The organism is Streptomyces sp. NPDC016469, from assembly GCF_040632905.1.
Lineage (GTDB): Bacteria > Actinomycetota > Actinomycetes > Streptomycetales > Streptomycetaceae > Streptomyces.
The window spans coordinates 1-18,160 of sequence record NZ_JBEYCQ010000048.1 but is presented as its reverse complement, the minus strand read 5'-3'; the positions used below and the strand labels follow the sequence as shown (position 1 = coordinate 18,160).

Sequence of the window (18,160 nt, the reverse complement as noted above, 5' to 3'; positions counted from 1 at the left end):
ATCGCGCTGATCACGGGACCAGGCTATCTCGCCCGCACCGGTGACCGTCACGATCCGGATGTGTACAAAAGAAGGCCGCGAAATTTGACACTCTGGACAGCGCGGACGCGGCGGACGGAACCCTTGCCCGCTACCGGGTCAGCTGCTCGGCGAGCGTGATGGCCTCGGTCAGCGTGTCCACGACGGGCACCCCGGCCTTCTCCAGGCTGGCACGGCTGTGCGAACCGCCCGTGTAGAGAACGGCCTTGGCACCGGCGTGCGCGGCGGCCACGGCGTCGTCCACCGCGTCACCTATGACGACCGTGTGCCGCGGGGATATCCCGTCCATGGCGGCGAGGTGCCGCTCCATGTACTCCGACTTGCTGCCGCCGGACGGACCGGTGCGACCGTCCACGCGTACGAAGTGCCGCTCGATGCCGAATCCGCGCACGACGGGGACCAGCTCCTCGTGCCGGTACATGCTCATGATCGACTGACTGCGCCCGGTCAGCTGCCACCGGGCCAGCAGCTCGGCGGCCCCGGCGGTCAGCCCGCAGGCGTCGCGCTGTGCGGTGTAGTGGCGGTGGAAGACCCCGTCCATCCGCTCCCACTCGGCGTCGGTGGGGAGCCGGCCCATCAGCCGCTCGTAGAACCGGGGTATCGGGATGCAGTACATCTCCCGGTACTGCTCGACGGTGATCGGCGGGATGCCGACCTCCCCGAAGGCGGCATTGGTCGCGCCGACGACGGCGGTGTTGTCGTCGAGCAGCGTGCCGTTCCAGTCCCAGACCAGATGTGTGCGGTGGCGGTCCCCCGGTGCGATCCCCATGCCGGAAACGGTACTCGCCCCCACTGACAACGCCCCCGCCTACCCGATCAGGCCGGGGATCTCCTGCACCCCGAACCACAGCAGCTCGTGGTCCTCGGCGCCGTCGACGGTGAACTGCGCGTCGTCGTCCCCGAGGTCCGCCGCCCCGAGCGCGGCCGCGGCGGCCGTGACGTCCCCGTCCGCGTCGTCGGAGTCGACGTGCACCGCGGCAGCCTTGGCCAGCGGGACGGCGGCGGCGATCGTGACCTCGCCGAGCGAGGAGGCGTCCAGGATGTGGTCCGGGTCGGCGACCGCGTCCCCGTCGGCCACGTCGACGGCGACGACGACACGGCGCCGGGCGGCCCGCGGGTCCCCGGCGATCAACCGCAGCGAGGCGGAGGCGGCCCGGTTGAGCGCCGCGTACTCCAGCTCCTCGATGTCGTCGGAGACGTACCACTCGCGCAGCGCCGGGGTGACGGCGTAGGCGGTGAGCGGACCGGGCCCCAGCTCACCGGCCCGGTGGGCGGCGGCGAGCCCGGCGAGGGTCAGGGGTACGTACACGCGCATGGCTCGGCCGCTTTCGTAGTCGGAGACGCCCTCAGGATACGTGCGGCGTCCCCCTTTGGGGTTACGCGTACGCCCCGGCCTCCGTCCACCCGGCGACGCCCCACTCACCCCCGCACCCCGCACCGCGCCCGGCTCCCCCGCCCTCCCGCCACCCGGACAGGTGAATCCCATCGCACCCCACTCCCTCCTCCCGACACTTGCGACAAATCCGACGCCCCCGTAGAAGATCCCCAACAGAAGTTACCGCCCGGTAAAGCCGGGCCTCTGGAGCACGGGGGCGACAGATGACCACGAACAGGACCCGGCCCGCAGGACGCCGCGACACCCGCGGGCCCGAAGCCGTACCCGCCCAGCGCCACCGCGTCCCGAGGCGCATGCGCCCCCACCACTGGTTCGCGGAACGCCTGCTCGCGGTCCTGAGCGGCCAGCGCCCGGTCCACTGGATGCTGGGCCACACCATCGGCGACGCCTACGACCAACTGGCAGAACTGGCCCCCACGACACCCCTGCGCACCCGAGGCACCCGCCCGGTCATCCGCATGTGCCGAGGCGCGCAACCGGCCCCCGGCGTGGTGGAGGCATGCGCGAGCATCGCCGCAGGCGAGGAAGTCCGAGCCATGGCCTTCCGCCTGGAACAGGGCCCAGACCTCCGCTGGCGCTGCGCAGCGGTGGAGCTGGGCAACACCCCGATGCGGACACGATGAACCACGACCCCGGAGCCACTAGGGGCCCACCGGGCGGCAGGGACGAGGCGGCCCAGGGGCCGCAGAGGGCCGGAGGACGCGGTACAGGTCCAGGGGCCCGCTCAGGGGCCAGGAGGCACGTACACAGGACTAGAAGCCCGCACGGGGCCGGGAAGGCCGGTACAGGGCCGGGAAGGGGTACAGGGGCCGGGAAGGCCGGGGAAGGCCCGTACAAGGCAGCGCAAGCCCGCGCACGGGCCTCCCCACCTCCGCCCCGGCCCCACCCCCGCCGGCGTTCGAGGCGCGGGGCCAGGGGCAGCGCCCCGAAACCCACCGCGGCGCACACCCCACCCCGCCGGCGTTCGAGGCGCGGGGCCAAGGGCGGAGCCCCGAAACCCACCGCGGCGCGCACCCCACCCAGCCCCGCCCCGGCCCCGCCGGCGCTTGAGGCGCGGGGCCAGGGGCGGAGCCCCGAAACCCACCGCGGCGCGCACCCCACCCAGCCCCACCCCGCACCCCACCCCCGCCGGCGTTCGAAGCGCGGGGCCCGGGGCAGCGCCCCGGTTTCGGGAAGGGGCGGGTAGGGGAACAGGCCCGCCGCAGGCGCAACGCACCCGCACCGCCCACCCCGCCCCACCAAACACAACCGGGCCGGACACCACCCGGTGCCCGGCCCAGCCACAACCCACAACGTCAGCGCAAGCTACTTCTTACGCCGCCGCCCCCCCGAAGACTTCTGCGCCTTACGCCGCTCCGCCCGAGTAAGCCCGTCCGACCCCGCACCGGCCCCGGACCCCGACCCACCGTCCACATTCGCGAAGTCGCCCTCGACAACCCCGCCCTCCCCGTCAACCGTGGGAGCGGAGAAGTGCAGCCGATCCGGCCGCTGCGGAGCATCCAGCCCCTTGGCCCGGATCTCCGGCCGCCCGGCCGGCACCGCGTCCTCCTTGGACAGCGAGGTCGCCGCGTCCGCCACCGGCACCTCCTCGACCTGCTGCTCGACCTGGACCTCCAGGTTGAACAGGTAGCCGACGGACTCCTCCTTGATGCCCTCCATCATGGCGTTGAACATGTCGAAGCCCTCACGCTGGTACTCGACCAGCGGGTCCTTCTGAGCCATGGCCCGCAGGCCGATGCCCTCCTGGAGGTAGTCCATCTCGTAGAGGTGTTCACGCCACTTGCGGTCCAGAACGGACAGCACCACGCGCCGCTCCAGCTCGCGCATGATCTCGGAGCCGAGCGTCTTCTCGCGCTCGTCGTACTGCTCGTGGATGTCTTCCTTGACCGACTCGGCGATGAACTCCGCAGTGACCCCGGCGAGATCCCCCGCGGTCTCCTCCAGCTCGGCGACGGTGACCTTCACCGGATAGAGCTGCTTGAACGCGCCCCACAGCCGGTCGAGGTCCCACTCCTCGGCGAAGCCCTCCGCCGTCTCCTGGCGGATGTAGTCGTCGATCGTGTCGTCCATGAAGTGGCGGATCTGCTCCTGGAGGTCCTCGCCCTCCAGGACCCGGCGCCGCTCACCGTAGATGACCTCGCGCTGCCGGTTGAGCACCTCGTCGTACTTCAGGACGTTCTTGCGCGTCTCGAAGTTCTGCTGCTCGACCTGCGACTGCGCGGACGCGATGGCCCGCGTGACCATCTTGTTCTCGATCGGCACATCGTCCGGCACGTTGGCCATCGACATGACGCGCTCGACCATCTGCGCCTTGAACAGCCGCATCAGGTCGTCACCGAGCGACAGGTAGAAGCGGGACTCGCCCGGGTCGCCCTGACGGCCGGAACGACCGCGCAGCTGGTTGTCGATACGGCGCGACTCGTGGCGCTCGGTGCCCAGCACGTACAGCCCGCCGAGCTCCTTTACTTCCTCGAACTCCGCCCGCACGGACTCCTCGGCCTTCTCCAGCGCGGCGGGAAGGGCGGCGGCCCACTCCTCGGCGTGCTCGACGGGGTCCAGACCGCGCTGCCGCAGCTCCGCCTCGGCGAGGTCGTCCGGGTTGCCTCCGAGCTTGATGTCGGTGCCTCGACCGGCCATGTTCGTCGCGACGGTCACCGCGCCCTTGCGGCCGGCCTGGGCGACGATCGTCGCCTCCCGGTCGTGCTGCTTGGCGTTGAGCACCTCGTGCTGGACACCGCGCTTGGAGAGCTGCTGCGAGAGGTACTCCGACTTCTCGACGGAGGTCGTGCCGACGAGGATCGGCTGCCCCTTCTCGTGCTTCTCGGCGATGTCGTCCACGACGGCGGCGAACTTGGCGACCTCGGTGCGGTAGATCAGGTCCGACTGGTCGGCGCGCTGCATCGGCCGGTTCGTCGGGATCGGCACGACGCCCAGCTTGTAGATCTGGTGGAACTCGGCGGCCTCGGTCATCGCCGTACCGGTCATGCCGGAGAGCTTGCCGTAGAGGCGGAAGAAGTTCTGCAGGGTGATCGTGGCGAGCGTCTGGTTCTCGTCCTTGATGTCCACCCCTTCCTTCGCCTCGATCGCCTGGTGCATGCCCTCGTTGTAGCGGCGGCCGGCGAGGATACGGCCGGTGTGCTCGTCGACGATCATGACTTCGCCGTCGATGACGACGTAGTCCTTGTCCTTCTTGAAGAGTTCCTTGGCCTTGATGGCGTTGTTGAGGTACCCGACGAGGGGGGTGTTCACCGACTCGTACAGGTTGTCGATGCCGAGCCAGTCCTCGACCTTGGAGACGCCGGACTCGTGGATCGCCACGGTCCGCTTCTTCTCGTCGACCTCGTAGTCGCCGGTCTCCTCGATGCCCTTGAGCGGGTTGCCCGCCTCGCCCTTGGTGAGGCGCGTGACCAGCTTGGCGAAGTCGCCGTACCACTTGGTGGCCTGGTCGGCCGGTCCGGAGATGATCAGCGGCGTACGGGCCTCGTCCACCAGGATCGAGTCGACCTCGTCCACGATCGCGAAGTTGTGGCCGCGCTGGACCAGCTCGTCCTTCGACCACGCCATGTTGTCGCGGAGGTAGTCGAACCCGAACTCATTGTTCGTGCCGTACGTGATGTCACAGGCGTACTGCTCGCGGCGCTGGGCCGGCGTCATGTTCGCGATGATGCAGCCGACGCTGAGGCCGAGGAACTTGTGGACCCGGCCCATCATCTCGGAGTCGCGCGAGGCCAGGTAGTCGTTCACCGTGATCAGGTGGACGCCGTCGCCGGACAGGGCGTTCAGGTACGCGGGCAGCGTGCCGACGAGGGTCTTGCCCTCACCGGTCTTCATCTCGGCCACATATCCGAGGTGCAGCGCGGCGCCGCCCATGATCTGGACGTCGTAGTGGCGCTGGCCGAGAACGCGCTTGGCCGCCTCGCGGACGGTGGCGAACGCCTCGGGAAGCAGGTCGTCCAGGCTCTCGCCGTCCGCGTACCGTTCCTTGTACTCGTCGGTGAGCGCCCGCAGCTCGGCGTCGGAGAGGTTGACGAAGTCCTCTTCGATGGAGCTGACCTGGTCCGCGATGCGGTGCAGTTTGCGCAGGATCTTGCCTTCGCCTGCACGCATGAGCTTGTTGAAGACGGACACTGAGGCTGGTCTCCTTGCCGGTCGGGCCTGGGCACTGGGTCGTGTGATGGACTCGGGCACGGGCACGGCAGGTGGGCCCCACCGCAACGGTCATCGTAAGCGAGGACCCCGCCGCGCCGGGAGGGCTGCCACCGCGTTGTCCCCGCGGTGCCCTTCAGAGTCAACGGACGAAGGGCACCTAAGGTGCCGGGGAACCACGAAAAGTACTCGCGTCCTCACCGGCCCCTCACCAGAATCCCTTCATGGAACCCTTGGCACCGATCACCCTCACCACCGACCGCCTGCTGCTGCGCCCCTTCACCCCGGACGACACCGACGCGGTGTACGAGGCGTGCCAGGACCCGGACATCCAGCGCTGGACGGTCGTCCCCTCTCCGTACACGCGCTCGGACGCGGAGTTCTTCACCGAGCGCCTTTCTCCCGACGGCTGGCGGGACGGCTCGATGTACAACTTCGCGGTGCGCACCCGTGAGGACGGGGCGCTGACGGGCGCGCTCGGCGTCACCCGGCGGACCCTCTCGGGGACGTACGAGATCGGCTTCTGGACCGCCGAGGAGCGGCGCGGCCGGGGCTACATGACCGAGGCCGTCCTGTGCGCCGCCCGCTGGTCCTTCACCACGCTCGGCTGCGACCGGCTGGAGTGGCGTGCGGAGGTCGGCAACGTCCCCTCGCGGGCCGTCGCCCTGCGTGCGGGCTTCCACATGGAGGGTGAGCAGCGCTCGGGGCTGCTCAACAAGGGCGTGCGCCGGGATACGTGGGCGGGTGCGCTGATCCCCGCGGACCTCGGCCTGCCGGGCACCGCCGCCTACGTTCCCGCGAGCGATGTCAGTACCGCCCCCTAGAGTGCGGGGCATGACGTCTGTGCAGCCACCCGCAGTCGAACTCTCCGCCGACCAGGCCCGCAGGATAGCCCTGCGGGCCCAGGGTTTCCTGGGCGCACCGGACCGCCGGTCGGGGGTCCCCGGGGTGCTGCGCCACCTCGGCGCCGTACAGCTGGACACGATCTCGGTGCTGGCCCGTTCGCACGAGCTCATCCCGTACGCGCGCCTCGGCGCGATCGGGCGGCGCACCGTCGAGGAGGCGTACTGGTCGGGTGGCCGGGCCTTCGAGTACTGGTCGCACGCGGCGTGCATCCTGCCCGTCGAGGAGTGGCCGCACTTCGCGTTCCGGCGGCGCGCCTACCGGGCCCGGCCGCAGTGGTCCCACGACCTGCCGGACGGCGCGTACGACACCGTCATCAAGCAGTTGACCGCCGAGGGCCCGCTGACGGCGACGGAGCTGGGCGGCGCGAAGAACGGCGGCGAGTGGTGGGACTGGTCCGCCTCGAAGGTCGCCGTCGAACGGGCGCTGATGTACGGCGAGGTGGTGTGCACCGAGCGGCGCGGCTGGAAGCGCGTCTACGACCTCGCGGAGCGCGCGCTGCCGGACACCGTGCTGCACGACGACCTGGACGACGCGGAATGCCTGCGCCGGCTCGTGGCGCTCGCCGGGCAGTCGCTGGGCGTGGGCACCCGGGCGGACATCGCCGACTACCACCGCCTCAAGGGCGAGCAGTTCGACGCCGTGGTGGCGGACTCCGGACTGGTGCCGGTGACCGTGGCGGGCTGGTCGAAGCCGGCCTGGGCGGACCCGGCGGCGCTGGCCTCCGAGCCACGGGGCCGGCACCGGACGACGCTTCTCTCGCCGTTCGACTCGCTGGTCTGGGAGCGGGCACGGACCGAGCGGATCTTCGGTTTCACCCACCGCCTTGAGGCGTACGTGCCCAAGCAGAAGCGGGTCCACGGCTATTTCGCGATGCCGCTGCTGGCCGGCGGGCGGCTTCAGGGCCGCGTCGACCCGGCCCGCGAGGGGACGACACTGATCGCCCGGCAGGTGTCCCTGGCGGGCGCGAAGGCCGTGGCACCGATGGCTCAGGCCCTGGTGGAGGCGGCTTCCTGGGTCGGCTGCACTGATGTCCGGCTGGAGCGGGTGGAAGCTCCGGAGCTGCGCGGTCCGCTCTCGGCGGAGATCGGCCGTCTCCTGGCCTGACGCGCCCGGTGCGCCGGCCGTCGGGCCGGTTCACCGGATCTCCAGGATCTTCTCCCGCATGGCGTAGACGACCGCTTCCATCCGGGAGTGGAGCTGGAGCTTCTCCAGAATGTTGCGGACGTGGTTCTTCACGGTGTTCTCGGAAATGAACAGTTCTTTCGCGATATCGCGATTGTTCATGCCGGTGGCGACCAGTTTGAGGACTTCCAGTTCCCGTTCGGTGAGCCGGGGCGCCGGTACCAGTCGGCGTTCGTCGGTGCGCTGGATCATCGACTTGAACTCGGTGAGCAGTTTCGACGCCATGGACGGGCTGATCTGGGACTGTCCGTCGGCGACGGCGCGAATCGCGGTGGACACCTCGTCCGTGGAGATCTCCTTGAGGAGATAGCCCGTCGCCCCGGCCTTGATCGCCTCGTAGAGATCGGCTTCCTCGTCGCTGATCGTCAACATGATGATCTTCGCGCTGGGGGCCACTTCCTTGATGGACGTGCAGGCTTCGATTCCGCCGCGCCGGGGCATGCGGACATCCATCAGCACGATGTCCGGGAGCAGGTCCGCCGCCTTGTCGACCGCCTCGGCACCGTCCCCGGCCTCGCCGACGACCTCGATGTCCTCCTCGTGCGCGAGGACGATCTCCAGACCTCTGCGGAAGAGCGCGTGGTCGTCGACCACCAGGACCCGGATGGGCTCTTTGCGGGAGCCGCCGTCCCGGTCCGCGCCGCCGAGGCCGCGTGCGGCATGGTCGGCCTCACTCGCGTCGCGCACGGGCCCGAAGGTGTCCGCCATCGTTCCTCCCCCTGAAGGCCACGGCCTGAAATTCACGCACGGTCCGCCAACGGCAGTTCACAGAGCACCGATTGGCTTGGACCGCCATGATTTCATGCCGGGACGTCAGTGCGGTGATGACTTGGCGACAGACGGGTGCCCCTGGGGGCGCACGGACGCTCCAGGGGCACCACTCGATGGTGGCGTCAGCCGCCGAGCGCGCCGCCCGCGCCGCCCGCCTCGTCGGCGGCCAGCGGATCGGTCCTCAGGTGAATGACACCGTAGTCGTAGGCGTGCCGTCGGTAGACGACACTGGGTTCCTTCGTCTCGTTGTCCACGAACAGATAGAAGTCGTGTCCGACCAGTTCCATCTCGTAGAGGGCCTGGTCGAGCGACATGGGCGCCGCGACGTGCGTCTTCTCGCGCATCACCAGCGGTCCTTCGCCCTGCACCTCGAGCGAACCGATCCTGGTGGTGGGTACGGACTGTGCCGTCTCGTCGGGAATCAGCTCGCCGTCACCGTTGAAGGATGCCGCGTCCGGCACCATCTCTCCGACCTCGGCGGCGGGGATGCGTCCCGTGCCCCGGCGGCTGTAGCGCTTGTCGTGCTGCTTGCGCAGCCGGGCCTCCAGCTTTCCGGTGGCCAGGTCCAGCGCTGCGTACGGGTCGCCTGCGGCCGCTTCTGCCCTGATGACCGGTCCACGCGAGCGGAGGGTGATCTCCACCCGGTCGGAGCGGTCTGCCTGACGAGGGTTCGGCTCCTTGGACACCTCCACGTCGAGGCTGATCACCTTGCCGTCGAACTTCTGGATCTTGTCCAGCTTCAGCTTCTCGGCCACGTGCTTGCGGAACCGCTCGGGCACCTCGGTCTTGCGGCCCTTGACGACGATGTCCACGCAGAACTCCGTTCCCGGATCGCTCCGCTCGGCGGCGGAGCATCTCCCTTTTGCACCAGGCCCCGGTGATGGCCGGGACCGCGGACTCGGTGACTTCCACCTCCTCCTCCCCAGCCGGCCGGGTTTCCATCCCACCGGATTTCCGGTTTCCGAACCACTGATGGGTCGCCTGCCCGAAACCTGACGGTGCATTCGTCGAGGGCCGGCATTCACCATTCCTCACCACCGAACATAGCCTGCTCGGACGGTTGTCGGCACCCGCTACTCGCGCGTACCTCCGTTCAGGTCTCTTTGCCCACTCACTACCTGCAACGATGCAAGTTCATTTGCAGTTCCGGTTTATTTCGCGGCCGACGGGACATGCTGCGTCGAAGGCCGACGGGGAAGCCGCCACCACGGCCGCGTCGCGTACGCCGGGCTCCACGAGCCCACGGGCGGCGTCGAGCGCCCGGGCCGCCTCGGCCAGCGTGGCCCCCGTGGTGAGCAGGTCGTCCACCAGCACCACCCGTCCGGTGGTGAGCAGCCGCCCACCACCAGCCGCCACCTCCAGCGCACCGGCCAGGTTGGCCCGGCGCTCCGTCGCGGTCAGCCCCGACTGGTCGGCCACCGCCCGCCGCGGCCGCAGCACCGCGGCCACGGTCGCCGGGACGCCCGCCCGCCGCAACTGGGCGGCCGCCGCCAGCGCGATCCGGCGCGCCGGGTCATGCCCGCGCGCCGCGACAGCCCGGCGCGCGGAAGGCACCGGTACGAGCAGCAGCGGCCGGCCGTCCGGATCCCGGCCCGCTCCGGCCCGTACCGCACCCGCCAGGGCCCGGCCGAGGGGACGCGCCATCGCGAGCACGCCACGCTCCTTGTGGGCCAGCAGGACCGCCCGCGCCGCGCCCTCGTATCCGGCGGCGGCGTGCACCACGGGCAGCCCGGGCGGCTCCGGCGAGGGCCGCACCCGGCGCGGCGCCCCGCTGTGCACCTGCGCGCCGCACGCCTCGCACAGCTCCGTCCTCGCCCTGCCGCAGCCGCCGCAGGCCACCGGAAGAACGAGCCCGCTGACCTCCCGCCACCACCCCCGCACACCTCAACTGTGCCCCTCGGGGAGCCGGCGGGCCACCCCTGTGGAAAACCCCGGCCGGGCGGCGGTGTCAGCCCGGGTAGACCAGCGCCGAGCCCTCCTTGAGGACCGTCTGCCAGTTGTCCCCGGGGAGCAGCTTCACTATCCCGTCGCCGAACGTGTCCGCCATCAGCGGCAGCTGCTCGTCGTCGGCGGCGGCGATGGCCAGCACCTGGTTCACCCCGGGCAGGACGCCCGAGGAAGGGGTCGAGCCGTCCGCCTGCACGTAGCGGACCTGCTGCACGCCGCCCTGCTCCTTGCCGACCACCACGAGGCGGCTGCGGCCGGCCCAGGACACCGCCGTGACCTCCGCGAACTGTGGCGCCGCCTGGCGCAGGTCGACCACGGACACCCGGGCGTCGTCCTGCGGGCCGAGCCGTTCGATCCGGCCGATCTTCAGCGTCGTGTGACCGTCCTTCGTCAGCAGCAGCGCTATGCGCACCCCGTCCGAGGAGAGCCGCAGCCCGGCGATGCGGCTGCCGCCCAGGCTCGGCACGGTCACTTCCTGCGGCTTGTCGGTGCCGTGGGGCAGCCTCAGCAGCCTGGAGTCCTCCGGGTCGCGGTCGGCGACCCACAGATCGCCCCGGCCGTCCCAGCTGGGCGCCGTCAGCCGGTCCGCGGGGTCGGCCGCCTTGCTCGTCACGGCCGGTACGGGCAGCTCGCCGTCCACGGCGATGGAGGCCACGTAGAGCGACTCGTTGTGCTGGGAGAGCGCCGCCGCCGACTGCTCGTCCCGGGCCACGCCGACCGCGCTCACCTTCAGAGCGCCGTCGCCGAAGGGGCCGGCCACCGACTCCGGCTCGCCGCTGCCCCTGGTGCTGCCCGGGATGCGCTCCACCCGGCCCTTGGCGTCGACGAAGTACTGGCTGTCGGGTCCGCCCGAGGAACCGTCGGGGGCGTACTCCTCGGCCTGGTCCGCGTCGAGCACGCACAGCGGCGAACCGTCGGAACGCTGCAACTCCACCTGCTCGACACGCGCGGACGTCAGGTCCCGGAGGGTGAAGAGGACCTGCGAGGCCATCATCCGGCAGACCCGCTGCCCGGTCCCGTCCGCGTTCTTGTTGAGCGGGACCTTCAGGACGTTGCGGTCGTCCGGCGTCAGCGAGGCGACCCCCTTCCTGAGGTCCGTCCCCTTGGGGAAACGCGAGGCGACGACCGGCCGCAGCCAGTCCGTCGGGCCCCGCAGAAGGCTGCGGACCGCCTGCGTCACCGTGTCCATCCCGGTCGCGGGGTCGGTCCGGTTGCGGAGGTAGACGGGGTCGGCGACGAGGTTGGCCTCCGCGTCGGACCGCCCGGTCGCGAAGTAGTACTTATTGACCGAGCGGTACAGCCGCTTGAAGTCCGACTGGCCGAGCACCAGGCCGTCCGACACGGAGTCGATGCGCCATTCCTTGCCCTCCGGCGTCTTCTCCCGCACCAGGTGGACCGTGCGGGAGTAGTCCGTCGGCACGAGCGGCTGGTACGCGTGCTGCGCGTCGACCGTCGCCACCTGCTCCCCGGTCAGGGTGTAGCTGACCTCGGTCGTGCTGCGGTCGTGGTCGTGGACCGGGCGGTCGCTCCGGTTCGGCGCCTTGGCCAGCACGGTGGTCTCCGCGCTCGGCTTCCACCGCCGCGAGGCCTCCTTGGTGAGGTACTTGCGCGTCGTCCGGAAGTCGGAGTCGTCGCTGGTCATCGACTCCAGGAAGCCGTCCACCACCTCGTTCGGGGTGGCGCCGTCCCGTGGGGCGACCGCGTACACCTGCACCTGGGAGTCGCCGGGCTGCGAGGCGTCGACGGCCTTGACGTCCCCGGACACGGGCATCGAGCCGCACGCCGACAGCACGAGCGCGCCGCACCCGACCAGCACGGTCACCCCCAGCACACGCCCACGGCCGCCCTGACGACGCTCAGTCCTCACGGATCGTGTCCTCCCGCCCCGGTTCGCGCCCCGGAGAGTCGTTGTGACCGGCCTGCCGCTCCTCCGAGGGACGCGGCACCACCCGCGCCCCGTTGCCCGGCAGGGCCGCTGGATGCACCGACGCGGGCGTGGTCCTGGCAGGCACCGCGGCCCGGCCCGGGACCGGCAGCGGCGCGCGGCCCGTACCGGCGTGCTGCGAGGGCACGGCCAGCAGCCGGTGCCCGCCGCCCGTGGTGGAGGTGTCCGCAGCGGAGACGCCCTCGGCCTGCTCCCGGCTCTCCCGGTTGCGCCGCGAGTCCTCCGGCTCCAGTGGTATCGGCGAGCCCCGCAGCGGCTCGTCCGCCGTACGCGGCAGCGTCAGCCGGAACTGGGACCCGCCGCCGGGCTCGCCCCACGCCTGGAGCCAGCCGCCGTGCAGCCGCGCGTCCTCCACGGCGATGGACAGGCCCAGGCCGGTGCCGCCGGTGGTCCGGGCCCGGGCCGGGTCGGCCCGCCAGAAGCGGTTGAAGACCCGGGTCGCCTCGCCGGGCTTCAGCCCCACGCCGTAGTCCCGGACGGCGACGGCGACCGCCCCGCCGGCCGCGCCCATGCGGACGACCACATCGCGCCCTTCACCGTGCTCGACTGCGTTGACGACGAGGTTGCGCAGGACCCGCTCGACGCGTCGCGCGTCGGCCTCGGCGATCACCGGCTGCTCGTCGCCGACGACCCGGATCCGGGTGCCCTTGCGCTCGGCGAGCGGCTCGGCGCCGCCGATCACCCGGCGTACCACCTGCCGCAGGTCTATCGGCTCCGCCTCCAGCGCGGCGGCGCCGGCGTCGAAGCGGCTGATCTCCAGCAGGTCCGAGAGCAGCGACTCGAAGCGGTCGAGCTGGTCGCCCAGCAGCTCGGCGGACCGGGCCGTGATGGGGTCGAAGTCGACGCGCGCCTCGTGGATGACGTCGGCGGCCATCCGTACCGTCGTCAGGGGCGTACGCAGCTCGTGCGAGACGTCCGAGACGAACCGCCGCTGCATCCGGGACAGCTCCTCCAGTTGCTGGATCTTCAGCTGGAGGCTCTGCGCCATCTTGTTGAACGCCTCGCCGAGCCGGGCGATGTCGTCCTCGCCGGTGACCTTCATCCGTTCCTGGAGCCGGCCGGCGGAGAGCCGCTCGGCGATGCCCGCGGCCATGCGTACGGGGGTGACGACCTGGCGCACCACGAACCATGCGATGGCGCCCAGCAGCACCACCACGAACAGGCCGGCGGTCGCCAGCGTGCCCTTGACCAGGTTCAGGGACTTCTCCTCCTGCGTGAGCGGGAAGACGTAGTACAGCTGGTACGGGTCGCGGTCGATGTCGTAGAGGCGCTTGCCGACGATGAGGCCGGGCTGGGACTCCTGCCCGTTCTCGTACTGGATCAGCGCGTACGTCTGGAAGGCGCCGGGGCCCTTGTTCACCGCGTCCCGCAGGCTCTGCGGAATGCTCGCCGCCTCGACGTTCCCCGAACCGCGGGGCGCACGGGCTCCCTCGTCAGCACTGAGCGCCACCACGTTGAAGGCGTTCTTGCCGCCACTGGCCAGCTGGTCGACGAGTTCGGTGCGCCAGGAGTTGTTCTCGGTCGTGCCGTCCGCCGCGTCGTCGCCCTGGCCGGCGACGGGGGTGAGGGGCGCGTTGGCCTTCTCCTGGGCGGCCGCGAACCCGCCCGCGGCCTGTGTCTGGGCCGCCTTGCCCTTCGCGTCGAGCAGGCCGTTGCGCACCTGCCCGATCACGACGAGGCCGAGCAGCAGCACCACTCCGAGCGACATCAGCAGCGTGCCCGCGACGACCCGCAGCTGGAGGTTGCGCCGCCACAGCCGGACGGCGGGCAGCAGCGGGCGCCGCACCCAGCGCATCAGCAGACGCGGCACCGGCCCGCCGGGCGCCCGGTCCTGGAACAACCGGCCGCCCTGCAGGAAGCGCTCGACGGGAGACGAGGTGTGCCCTGAACCGGCAGCCCGCTCCGCACGGACTCCCGGCTCCCCGGGCTTCGGAGCAGTGCTACCCAGGGACATGTCAGCTCGGTCCGGCCTTATAACCGACGCCTCGGACGGTCACGACGATCTCCGGCCGCTCCGGGTCCTTCTCGACCTTGGAGCGGAGCCGCTGCACATGCACGTTGACCAGACGGGTGTCCGCAGCGTGCCGGTAACCCCAGACCTGCTCCAGGAGCACCTCACGGGTGAAGACCTGCCATGGCTTGCGCGCGAGCGCGACCAGCAGGTCGAACTCCAGCGGGGTCAGGGCGATGGACTGCCCGTCCCGCTTCACCGAGTGCCCCGCGACGTCTATGACCAGGTCCCCGATGGTCAGCTGTTCCGGGGCCGGCTCTTCGGACCTGCGCAGACGTGCCCTGATCCGGGCGACCAACTCCTTCGGTTTGAACGGCTTGACGATGTAGTCGTCGGCCCCGGACTCCAGGCCCACCACCACGTCAACCGTGTCGCTCTTGGCAGTGAGCATGACGATCGGCACACCCGACTCGGCCCTGATCAGCCTGCAGACCTCGATGCCGTCCCTGCCGGGCAGCATGAGGTCGAGCAGGACCAGGTCCGGCTTCGCCTCTCGAAATGCAGCAAGTGCCTTGTCGCCGTCCGCTACGAACGACGGTTCGAAACCCTCACCACGCAGCACAATCCCGAGCATCTCGGCCAGTGCGGTGTCGTCGTCGACGACAAGGACGCGTCCCTTCATAAACGACATCATCCCATTAGCTAATCGTTACCTGCGATGATCTGGCACACAGCTCTGCCAGCCCGGCCCCCGTGACCGGCGAGATTACGCCCTCTTCCGTGACGATCGCCGTGACCAGCTCCGGCGGCGTGACATCGAAGGCGGGGTTGTACGACTGAGTCCCCACAGGGGCGACGAGCACTCCGCCCGCCTCCTCGTCCCCCGCCCCGCGCGGCGGGACCGTGAGCTCCGTCACTTCCCGCCCGGAACGCTGTTCCACGGTAATGGATGCCCCGTCCGCGGTGAGCAGATCCACGGTTGTCGTCGGCGCCACGACGATGAACGGTACGTGGTGGTACTTGGCGAGCACCGCCAGCGGATAGCTCCCCACCTTGTTGGCCACCGACCCGTCCGCGGCGATGCGGTCCGCCCCGATCAGCACGGCATCCACCTCCCCCGCCGCGAACAGCGACCCCGCCGCGTTGTCCGTGAGCAGGGTGTACGGCATGCCGTTGCGCGCCGCCTCGTACGCGGTCAGCCGGGCGCCCTGCAACAGCGGACGGGTCTCGTCCACCCACAGCCGCCTCAGCCGGCCCTCCCGGTGGGCCCCGAGCGCCACCGCGAAGGCGGTGCCCTCGCCCCCGGAGACGAGCGCCCCCGTGTTGCAGTGGGTCAGCAGCCGGTGGCTCCCGCCCGGAACCAGCTCGTCCAGCAGGGCGAGCCCGTACAGGGCCATCCGCCCGCTGGCCTCGGCGTCCTCCCGGTGCAGCGCCCGGGCCTCCGCCAGCGCGGCAGCCCCCGCCCGCTCCTGACCGGCCCCCTTGTCGAGCGCCGCCCAGTAGGCCGCAGCGGCCCGGCGCACGCCGTACCCCAGGTTCACAGCGGTGGGCCGCGCCCGCTCCAGGAGCCCGGTGGCCTCCGCGACGTCATAGCCCCGTACCGCGGCCAGGGCCACACCGTAGGCGCCGGCGATGCCCAGCAGGGGGGCACCCCGCACCGCGAGCGTCCTGATCGCGTCCACCAGAGCCGGCACGTCGGTGCACACCAGCTCCGTCTCCTCCGCGGGCAGCCGCCTCTGGTCGAGGAGCACCAGCACGGGGCCTTCCGGAGGTTCGTCCCAGCGAATTGAGGGCAGCCCGGTGGGCTCGCTGCCCACCGGCGATTGCGCGTCCTGATCAGCCATCCGTCCAGTCTGCCCGGTGACCCGCCCGGACCTGAAGGCACGAGCCGGTCACAGGGCCAGGCCCGGACGGCCTCGACGCGTGACACGATGGCTGCCAGCCTGACGCCGCGACGCGCGGACAGGACCGCGAAGGAGCGACAATGAACGACACTCCGGGCTGGGCCTCGCCCGGATCCGCCCCCTCCGACGACCAGCAAACGAACAACCGCGACGCGGACCACCGGGAGCCGGCCGGCCGGGAAACGGCAACCCGGGAAACAGCTGGTCCGGAAATGGCAGATCAGGAAGCGGCAGATCAGGAAGCAGACCGTCGGGAGACCGACGGCCGGGAAACGGCCGACCGGGAGGCGGACCGCCCCGAGACGGCCATCCCCCGCCCTTCCGAACCGGCCGACGACTCCGCCCCTTCGGCGACCTGGGCCGCCCAGCAACCGCCTGCCGGCCAGTGGTCCCCTCCGAGCCCCACCGGGACCCGCCCCGCCGCCCCGCCGCCCCGTCCGGGCTGGAGCACCCCGGCACACGGCCTCGGCCCCGGCCCCGGCTGGAACGCACCGCCGCCGGGATCCGGGTGGGGCGGCCCGCCGCCTGCGGCGAAGCCCGGAGTGATCCCGCTCCGGCCGCTCGGCATCGGCGAGATCCTCGACGGCGCCGTCTCCACCATGCGCGCCCACTGGCGCACGGTCCTCGGCATCACGCTCGCGGTCTCCGTGATCGCCCAGGCCGCCATCCTCCTCATCCAGCGCACTGTGCTGCCCGACCCTCCGTCGGTCGACAGCGACGCCACCGGCTCCGAGGCGCTGCGCCAGGCCACCGAGTCGCTCCGCTACAGCCTCCTCGATCTCGCCCCGCCCCTGCTCATCTCGATGCTGGCCACGATCTTCACCACGTCGGTGGTGACTGTGGTGATCAGCCGCTCGGTGCTGGGCCGCCAGGTCACGCTGTCCGAAGCCTGGGCCGAGGCCCGCCCCAGGCTGCTCCCCCTGCTGGGCCTGACCCTCCTGCTCGCCGTCATGGGCGGAGCCATCATGACGGCCGGCCTCCTCCCGGGGTTCCTGATCGGCGACGCGGCGGGAGCGGGCCTCGCCTTCCTCGGATTGCTCGCCGCGACAGCCGTCTTCCTCTGGCTCTCGGTCCGCTTCAGCCTGGCCGCCCCCGCGCTGATGCTGGAGCGGCAGCCGGTGGCCGCCGCCATGCGCCGGTCCGCGAAGCTGGTCCGTGGCGCCTGGTGGCGGACGTTCGGCATCCTCGCCCTGACCTGGCTGGTGATGCTCATCATGGGGGTGGTGATCGGCATTCCCTTCGGCCTCGTGGCGGTGGGCGTGGACGACGGCAGCCTGAGCGCCTTCCTTTCCGGGGAAGCCACCGAGTTCGGATGGCCGTTCCTGATCGTCACCGCCATCGGTGACGTGGTCGCCACCACGCTCACGTATCCGCTCTCCGCCGGAGTCATGGCCCTTCTCTACGTGGACCAGCGCATCCGTCGCGAAGCGCTCGACCTCGACCTGGCCAGGGCAGCGGGTCTGCCCGGCTTCGACGACAGGCACTGACACCGTCGGGCCCATGGCCGATGCCATCGAGACCGGCCAGTGACGGGCCGGGGCGTGCATGCGCCCCGGTCCGTTCTGTTTGTCCTGGAGAAACCCAGCGGCGTCGCTGGACGCCCTGACCGAACAGCGCGTCTTCGAGCGCCGCATGGCCCTGACGGACGCAATACCGACCACCACGGGACACAAAGGCCGTACTTGTCCCACCTGGGTTACTCGACGCTCTCGCGCGCACGACGGAGCCGGCACGAGGCGCCGTGCTGACTGGTCTCCGTGTGCCCCGCCTGGCAGATCGGCGACCCCCGACAGCCGACTTACCGAGCTCCCCAGTGCCATGTCCCCGTCACACAGGAGCCCGAGGACACAACGGACCACGGCGCCGGAATCCTCACGTAAACGCAGAAAAGCCCCGTGCCAATGGCACGGGGCTTTCCCACAATGATTGTTCGGCGGCGTCCTACTCTCCCACAGGGTCCCCCCTGCAGTACC

Annotated in this window: 14 protein-coding genes; 4 read left to right on the top strand and 10 right to left on the bottom strand. The window is 71.0% G+C overall.

The window, feature by feature from the left end:
• Window positions 1-130: 130 nt before the first annotated feature.
• Both ABZ565_RS33235 and ABZ565_RS33230 read right to left on the bottom strand, forming a co-directional pair.
• The gene (locus ABZ565_RS33235) at window positions 131-808 is read right to left on the bottom strand and encodes an HAD family hydrolase (RefSeq protein ID WP_361035396.1); all 678 of its coding nucleotides are present in this window, start codon (window positions 806-808) and stop codon (window positions 131-133) included.
• Between the two features lie 39 nt (window positions 809-847).
• Window positions 848-1,354, bottom strand: coding sequence for a hypothetical protein (locus ABZ565_RS33230; protein ID WP_361035393.1), 507 nt, complete (start codon window positions 1,352-1,354; stop codon window positions 848-850).
• A 284-nt stretch (window positions 1,355-1,638) separates the two neighbouring features.
• On the opposite strand from ABZ565_RS33230, the gene ABZ565_RS33225 reads away from it, so the two are divergent.
• Entirely contained in the window at window positions 1,639-2,058 is a 420-nt protein-coding gene (locus tag ABZ565_RS33225) for an Rv3235 family protein (RefSeq protein WP_361035390.1), read from the top strand.
• Window positions 2,059-2,740: 682 nt separating this feature from the next.
• On the opposite strand, the gene secA is transcribed toward ABZ565_RS33225, so the two are convergent.
• Window positions 2,741-5,563: a preprotein translocase subunit SecA gene (gene secA, locus ABZ565_RS33220; protein WP_361035388.1), complete on the bottom strand. Its 2,823-nt coding sequence runs from the start codon at window positions 5,561-5,563 to the stop codon at window positions 2,741-2,743.
• Window positions 5,564-5,814: 251 nt separating this feature from the next.
• On the opposite strand from secA, the gene ABZ565_RS33215 reads away from it, so the two are divergent.
• Entirely contained in the window at window positions 5,815-6,405 is a 591-nt protein-coding gene (locus ABZ565_RS33215; RefSeq protein WP_361035420.1) for a GNAT family N-acetyltransferase, read from the top strand.
• Window positions 6,406-6,415: 10 nt separating this feature from the next.
• A complete protein-coding gene (locus ABZ565_RS33210; protein WP_361035385.1) occupies window positions 6,416-7,591 on the top strand; it encodes a crosslink repair DNA glycosylase YcaQ family protein in 1,176 nt (391 codons plus the stop codon).
• 30 nt (window positions 7,592-7,621) lie between these two features.
• Here the strand turns inward: ABZ565_RS33210 and ABZ565_RS33205 are convergent, their stop codons facing one another.
• The 7 genes from ABZ565_RS33205 to mtnA all read right to left on the bottom strand — a co-directional run bounded on the left by ABZ565_RS33205 (window position 7,622) and on the right by mtnA (window position 16,127).
• A complete protein-coding gene (locus tag ABZ565_RS33205; RefSeq protein WP_361035382.1) occupies window positions 7,622-8,377 on the bottom strand; it encodes a response regulator transcription factor in 756 nt (251 codons plus the stop codon).
• A gap of 185 nt (window positions 8,378-8,562) precedes the next feature.
• Window positions 8,563-9,252, bottom strand: coding sequence for a ribosome-associated translation inhibitor RaiA (raiA, locus tag ABZ565_RS33200; protein WP_361035379.1), 690 nt, complete (start codon window positions 9,250-9,252; stop codon window positions 8,563-8,565).
• A 322-nt stretch (window positions 9,253-9,574) separates the two neighbouring features.
• A complete protein-coding gene (locus tag ABZ565_RS33195; RefSeq protein ID WP_361035377.1) occupies window positions 9,575-10,321 on the bottom strand; it encodes a ComF family protein in 747 nt (248 codons plus the stop codon).
• A gap of 67 nt (window positions 10,322-10,388) precedes the next feature.
• Window positions 10,389-12,158: an LpqB family beta-propeller domain-containing protein gene (locus tag ABZ565_RS33190; protein ID WP_361035417.1), complete on the bottom strand. Its 1,770-nt coding sequence runs from the start codon at window positions 12,156-12,158 to the stop codon at window positions 10,389-10,391.
• An 85-nt stretch (window positions 12,159-12,243) separates the two neighbouring features.
• The gene (gene mtrB, locus ABZ565_RS33185; protein ID WP_361035374.1) at window positions 12,244-14,286 is read right to left on the bottom strand and encodes an MtrAB system histidine kinase MtrB; all 2,043 of its coding nucleotides are present in this window, start codon (window positions 14,284-14,286) and stop codon (window positions 12,244-12,246) included.
• 1 nt (window position 14,287) lies between these two features.
• Window positions 14,288-14,977, bottom strand: a complete 690-nt coding sequence (gene mtrA / locus ABZ565_RS33180) for a two-component system response regulator MtrA (protein WP_005316841.1) — start codon at window positions 14,975-14,977, stop codon at window positions 14,288-14,290.
• A gap of 4 nt (window positions 14,978-14,981) precedes the next feature.
• A complete protein-coding gene (mtnA, locus tag ABZ565_RS33175) occupies window positions 14,982-16,127 on the bottom strand; it encodes an S-methyl-5-thioribose-1-phosphate isomerase (protein ID WP_361035371.1) in 1,146 nt (381 codons plus the stop codon).
• A gap of 140 nt (window positions 16,128-16,267) precedes the next feature.
• On the opposite strand from mtnA, the gene ABZ565_RS33170 reads away from it, so the two are divergent.
• Window positions 16,268-17,674 carry a glycerophosphoryl diester phosphodiesterase membrane domain-containing protein gene (locus tag ABZ565_RS33170; RefSeq protein WP_361035368.1) on the top strand — a complete coding sequence of 469 codons (1,407 nt, stop codon included), beginning with the start codon at window positions 16,268-16,270 and terminating at the stop codon, window positions 17,672-17,674.
• Window positions 17,675-18,160 lie beyond the last annotated feature (486 nt).

What these genes read in the sequence shown, in the direction of transcription:
- ABZ565_RS33235 (WP_361035396.1), bottom strand. Translation starts at nt 808, where the DNA reads ATGGGGATCGCACCGGGGGACCGCCACCGCACACATCTGGTCTGGGAC.
- ABZ565_RS33230 (WP_361035393.1), bottom strand. Translation starts at nt 1,354, where the DNA reads ATGCGCGTGTACGTACCCCTGACCCTCGCCGGGCTCGCCGCCGCCCAC.
- ABZ565_RS33225 (WP_361035390.1), top strand. Translation starts at nt 1,639, where the DNA reads ATGACCACGAACAGGACCCGGCCCGCAGGACGCCGCGACACCCGCGGG.
- ABZ565_RS33210 (WP_361035385.1), top strand. Translation starts at nt 6,416, where the DNA reads ATGACGTCTGTGCAGCCACCCGCAGTCGAACTCTCCGCCGACCAGGCC.
- ABZ565_RS33205 (WP_361035382.1), bottom strand. Translation starts at nt 8,377, where the DNA reads ATGGCGGACACCTTCGGGCCCGTGCGCGACGCGAGTGAGGCCGACCAT.
- ABZ565_RS33190 (WP_361035417.1), bottom strand. Translation starts at nt 12,158, where the DNA reads ATGCCCGTGTCCGGGGACGTCAAGGCCGTCGACGCCTCGCAGCCCGGC.
- mtrB (WP_361035374.1), bottom strand. Translation starts at nt 14,286, where the DNA reads ATGTCCCTGGGTAGCACTGCTCCGAAGCCCGGGGAGCCGGGAGTCCGT.
- mtrA (WP_005316841.1), bottom strand. Translation starts at nt 14,977, where the DNA reads ATGATGTCGTTTATGAAGGGACGCGTCCTTGTCGTCGACGACGACACC.
- mtnA (WP_361035371.1), bottom strand. Translation starts at nt 16,127, where the DNA reads ATGGCTGATCAGGACGCGCAATCGCCGGTGGGCAGCGAGCCCACCGGG.
- ABZ565_RS33170 (WP_361035368.1), top strand. Translation starts at nt 16,268, where the DNA reads ATGAACGACACTCCGGGCTGGGCCTCGCCCGGATCCGCCCCCTCCGAC.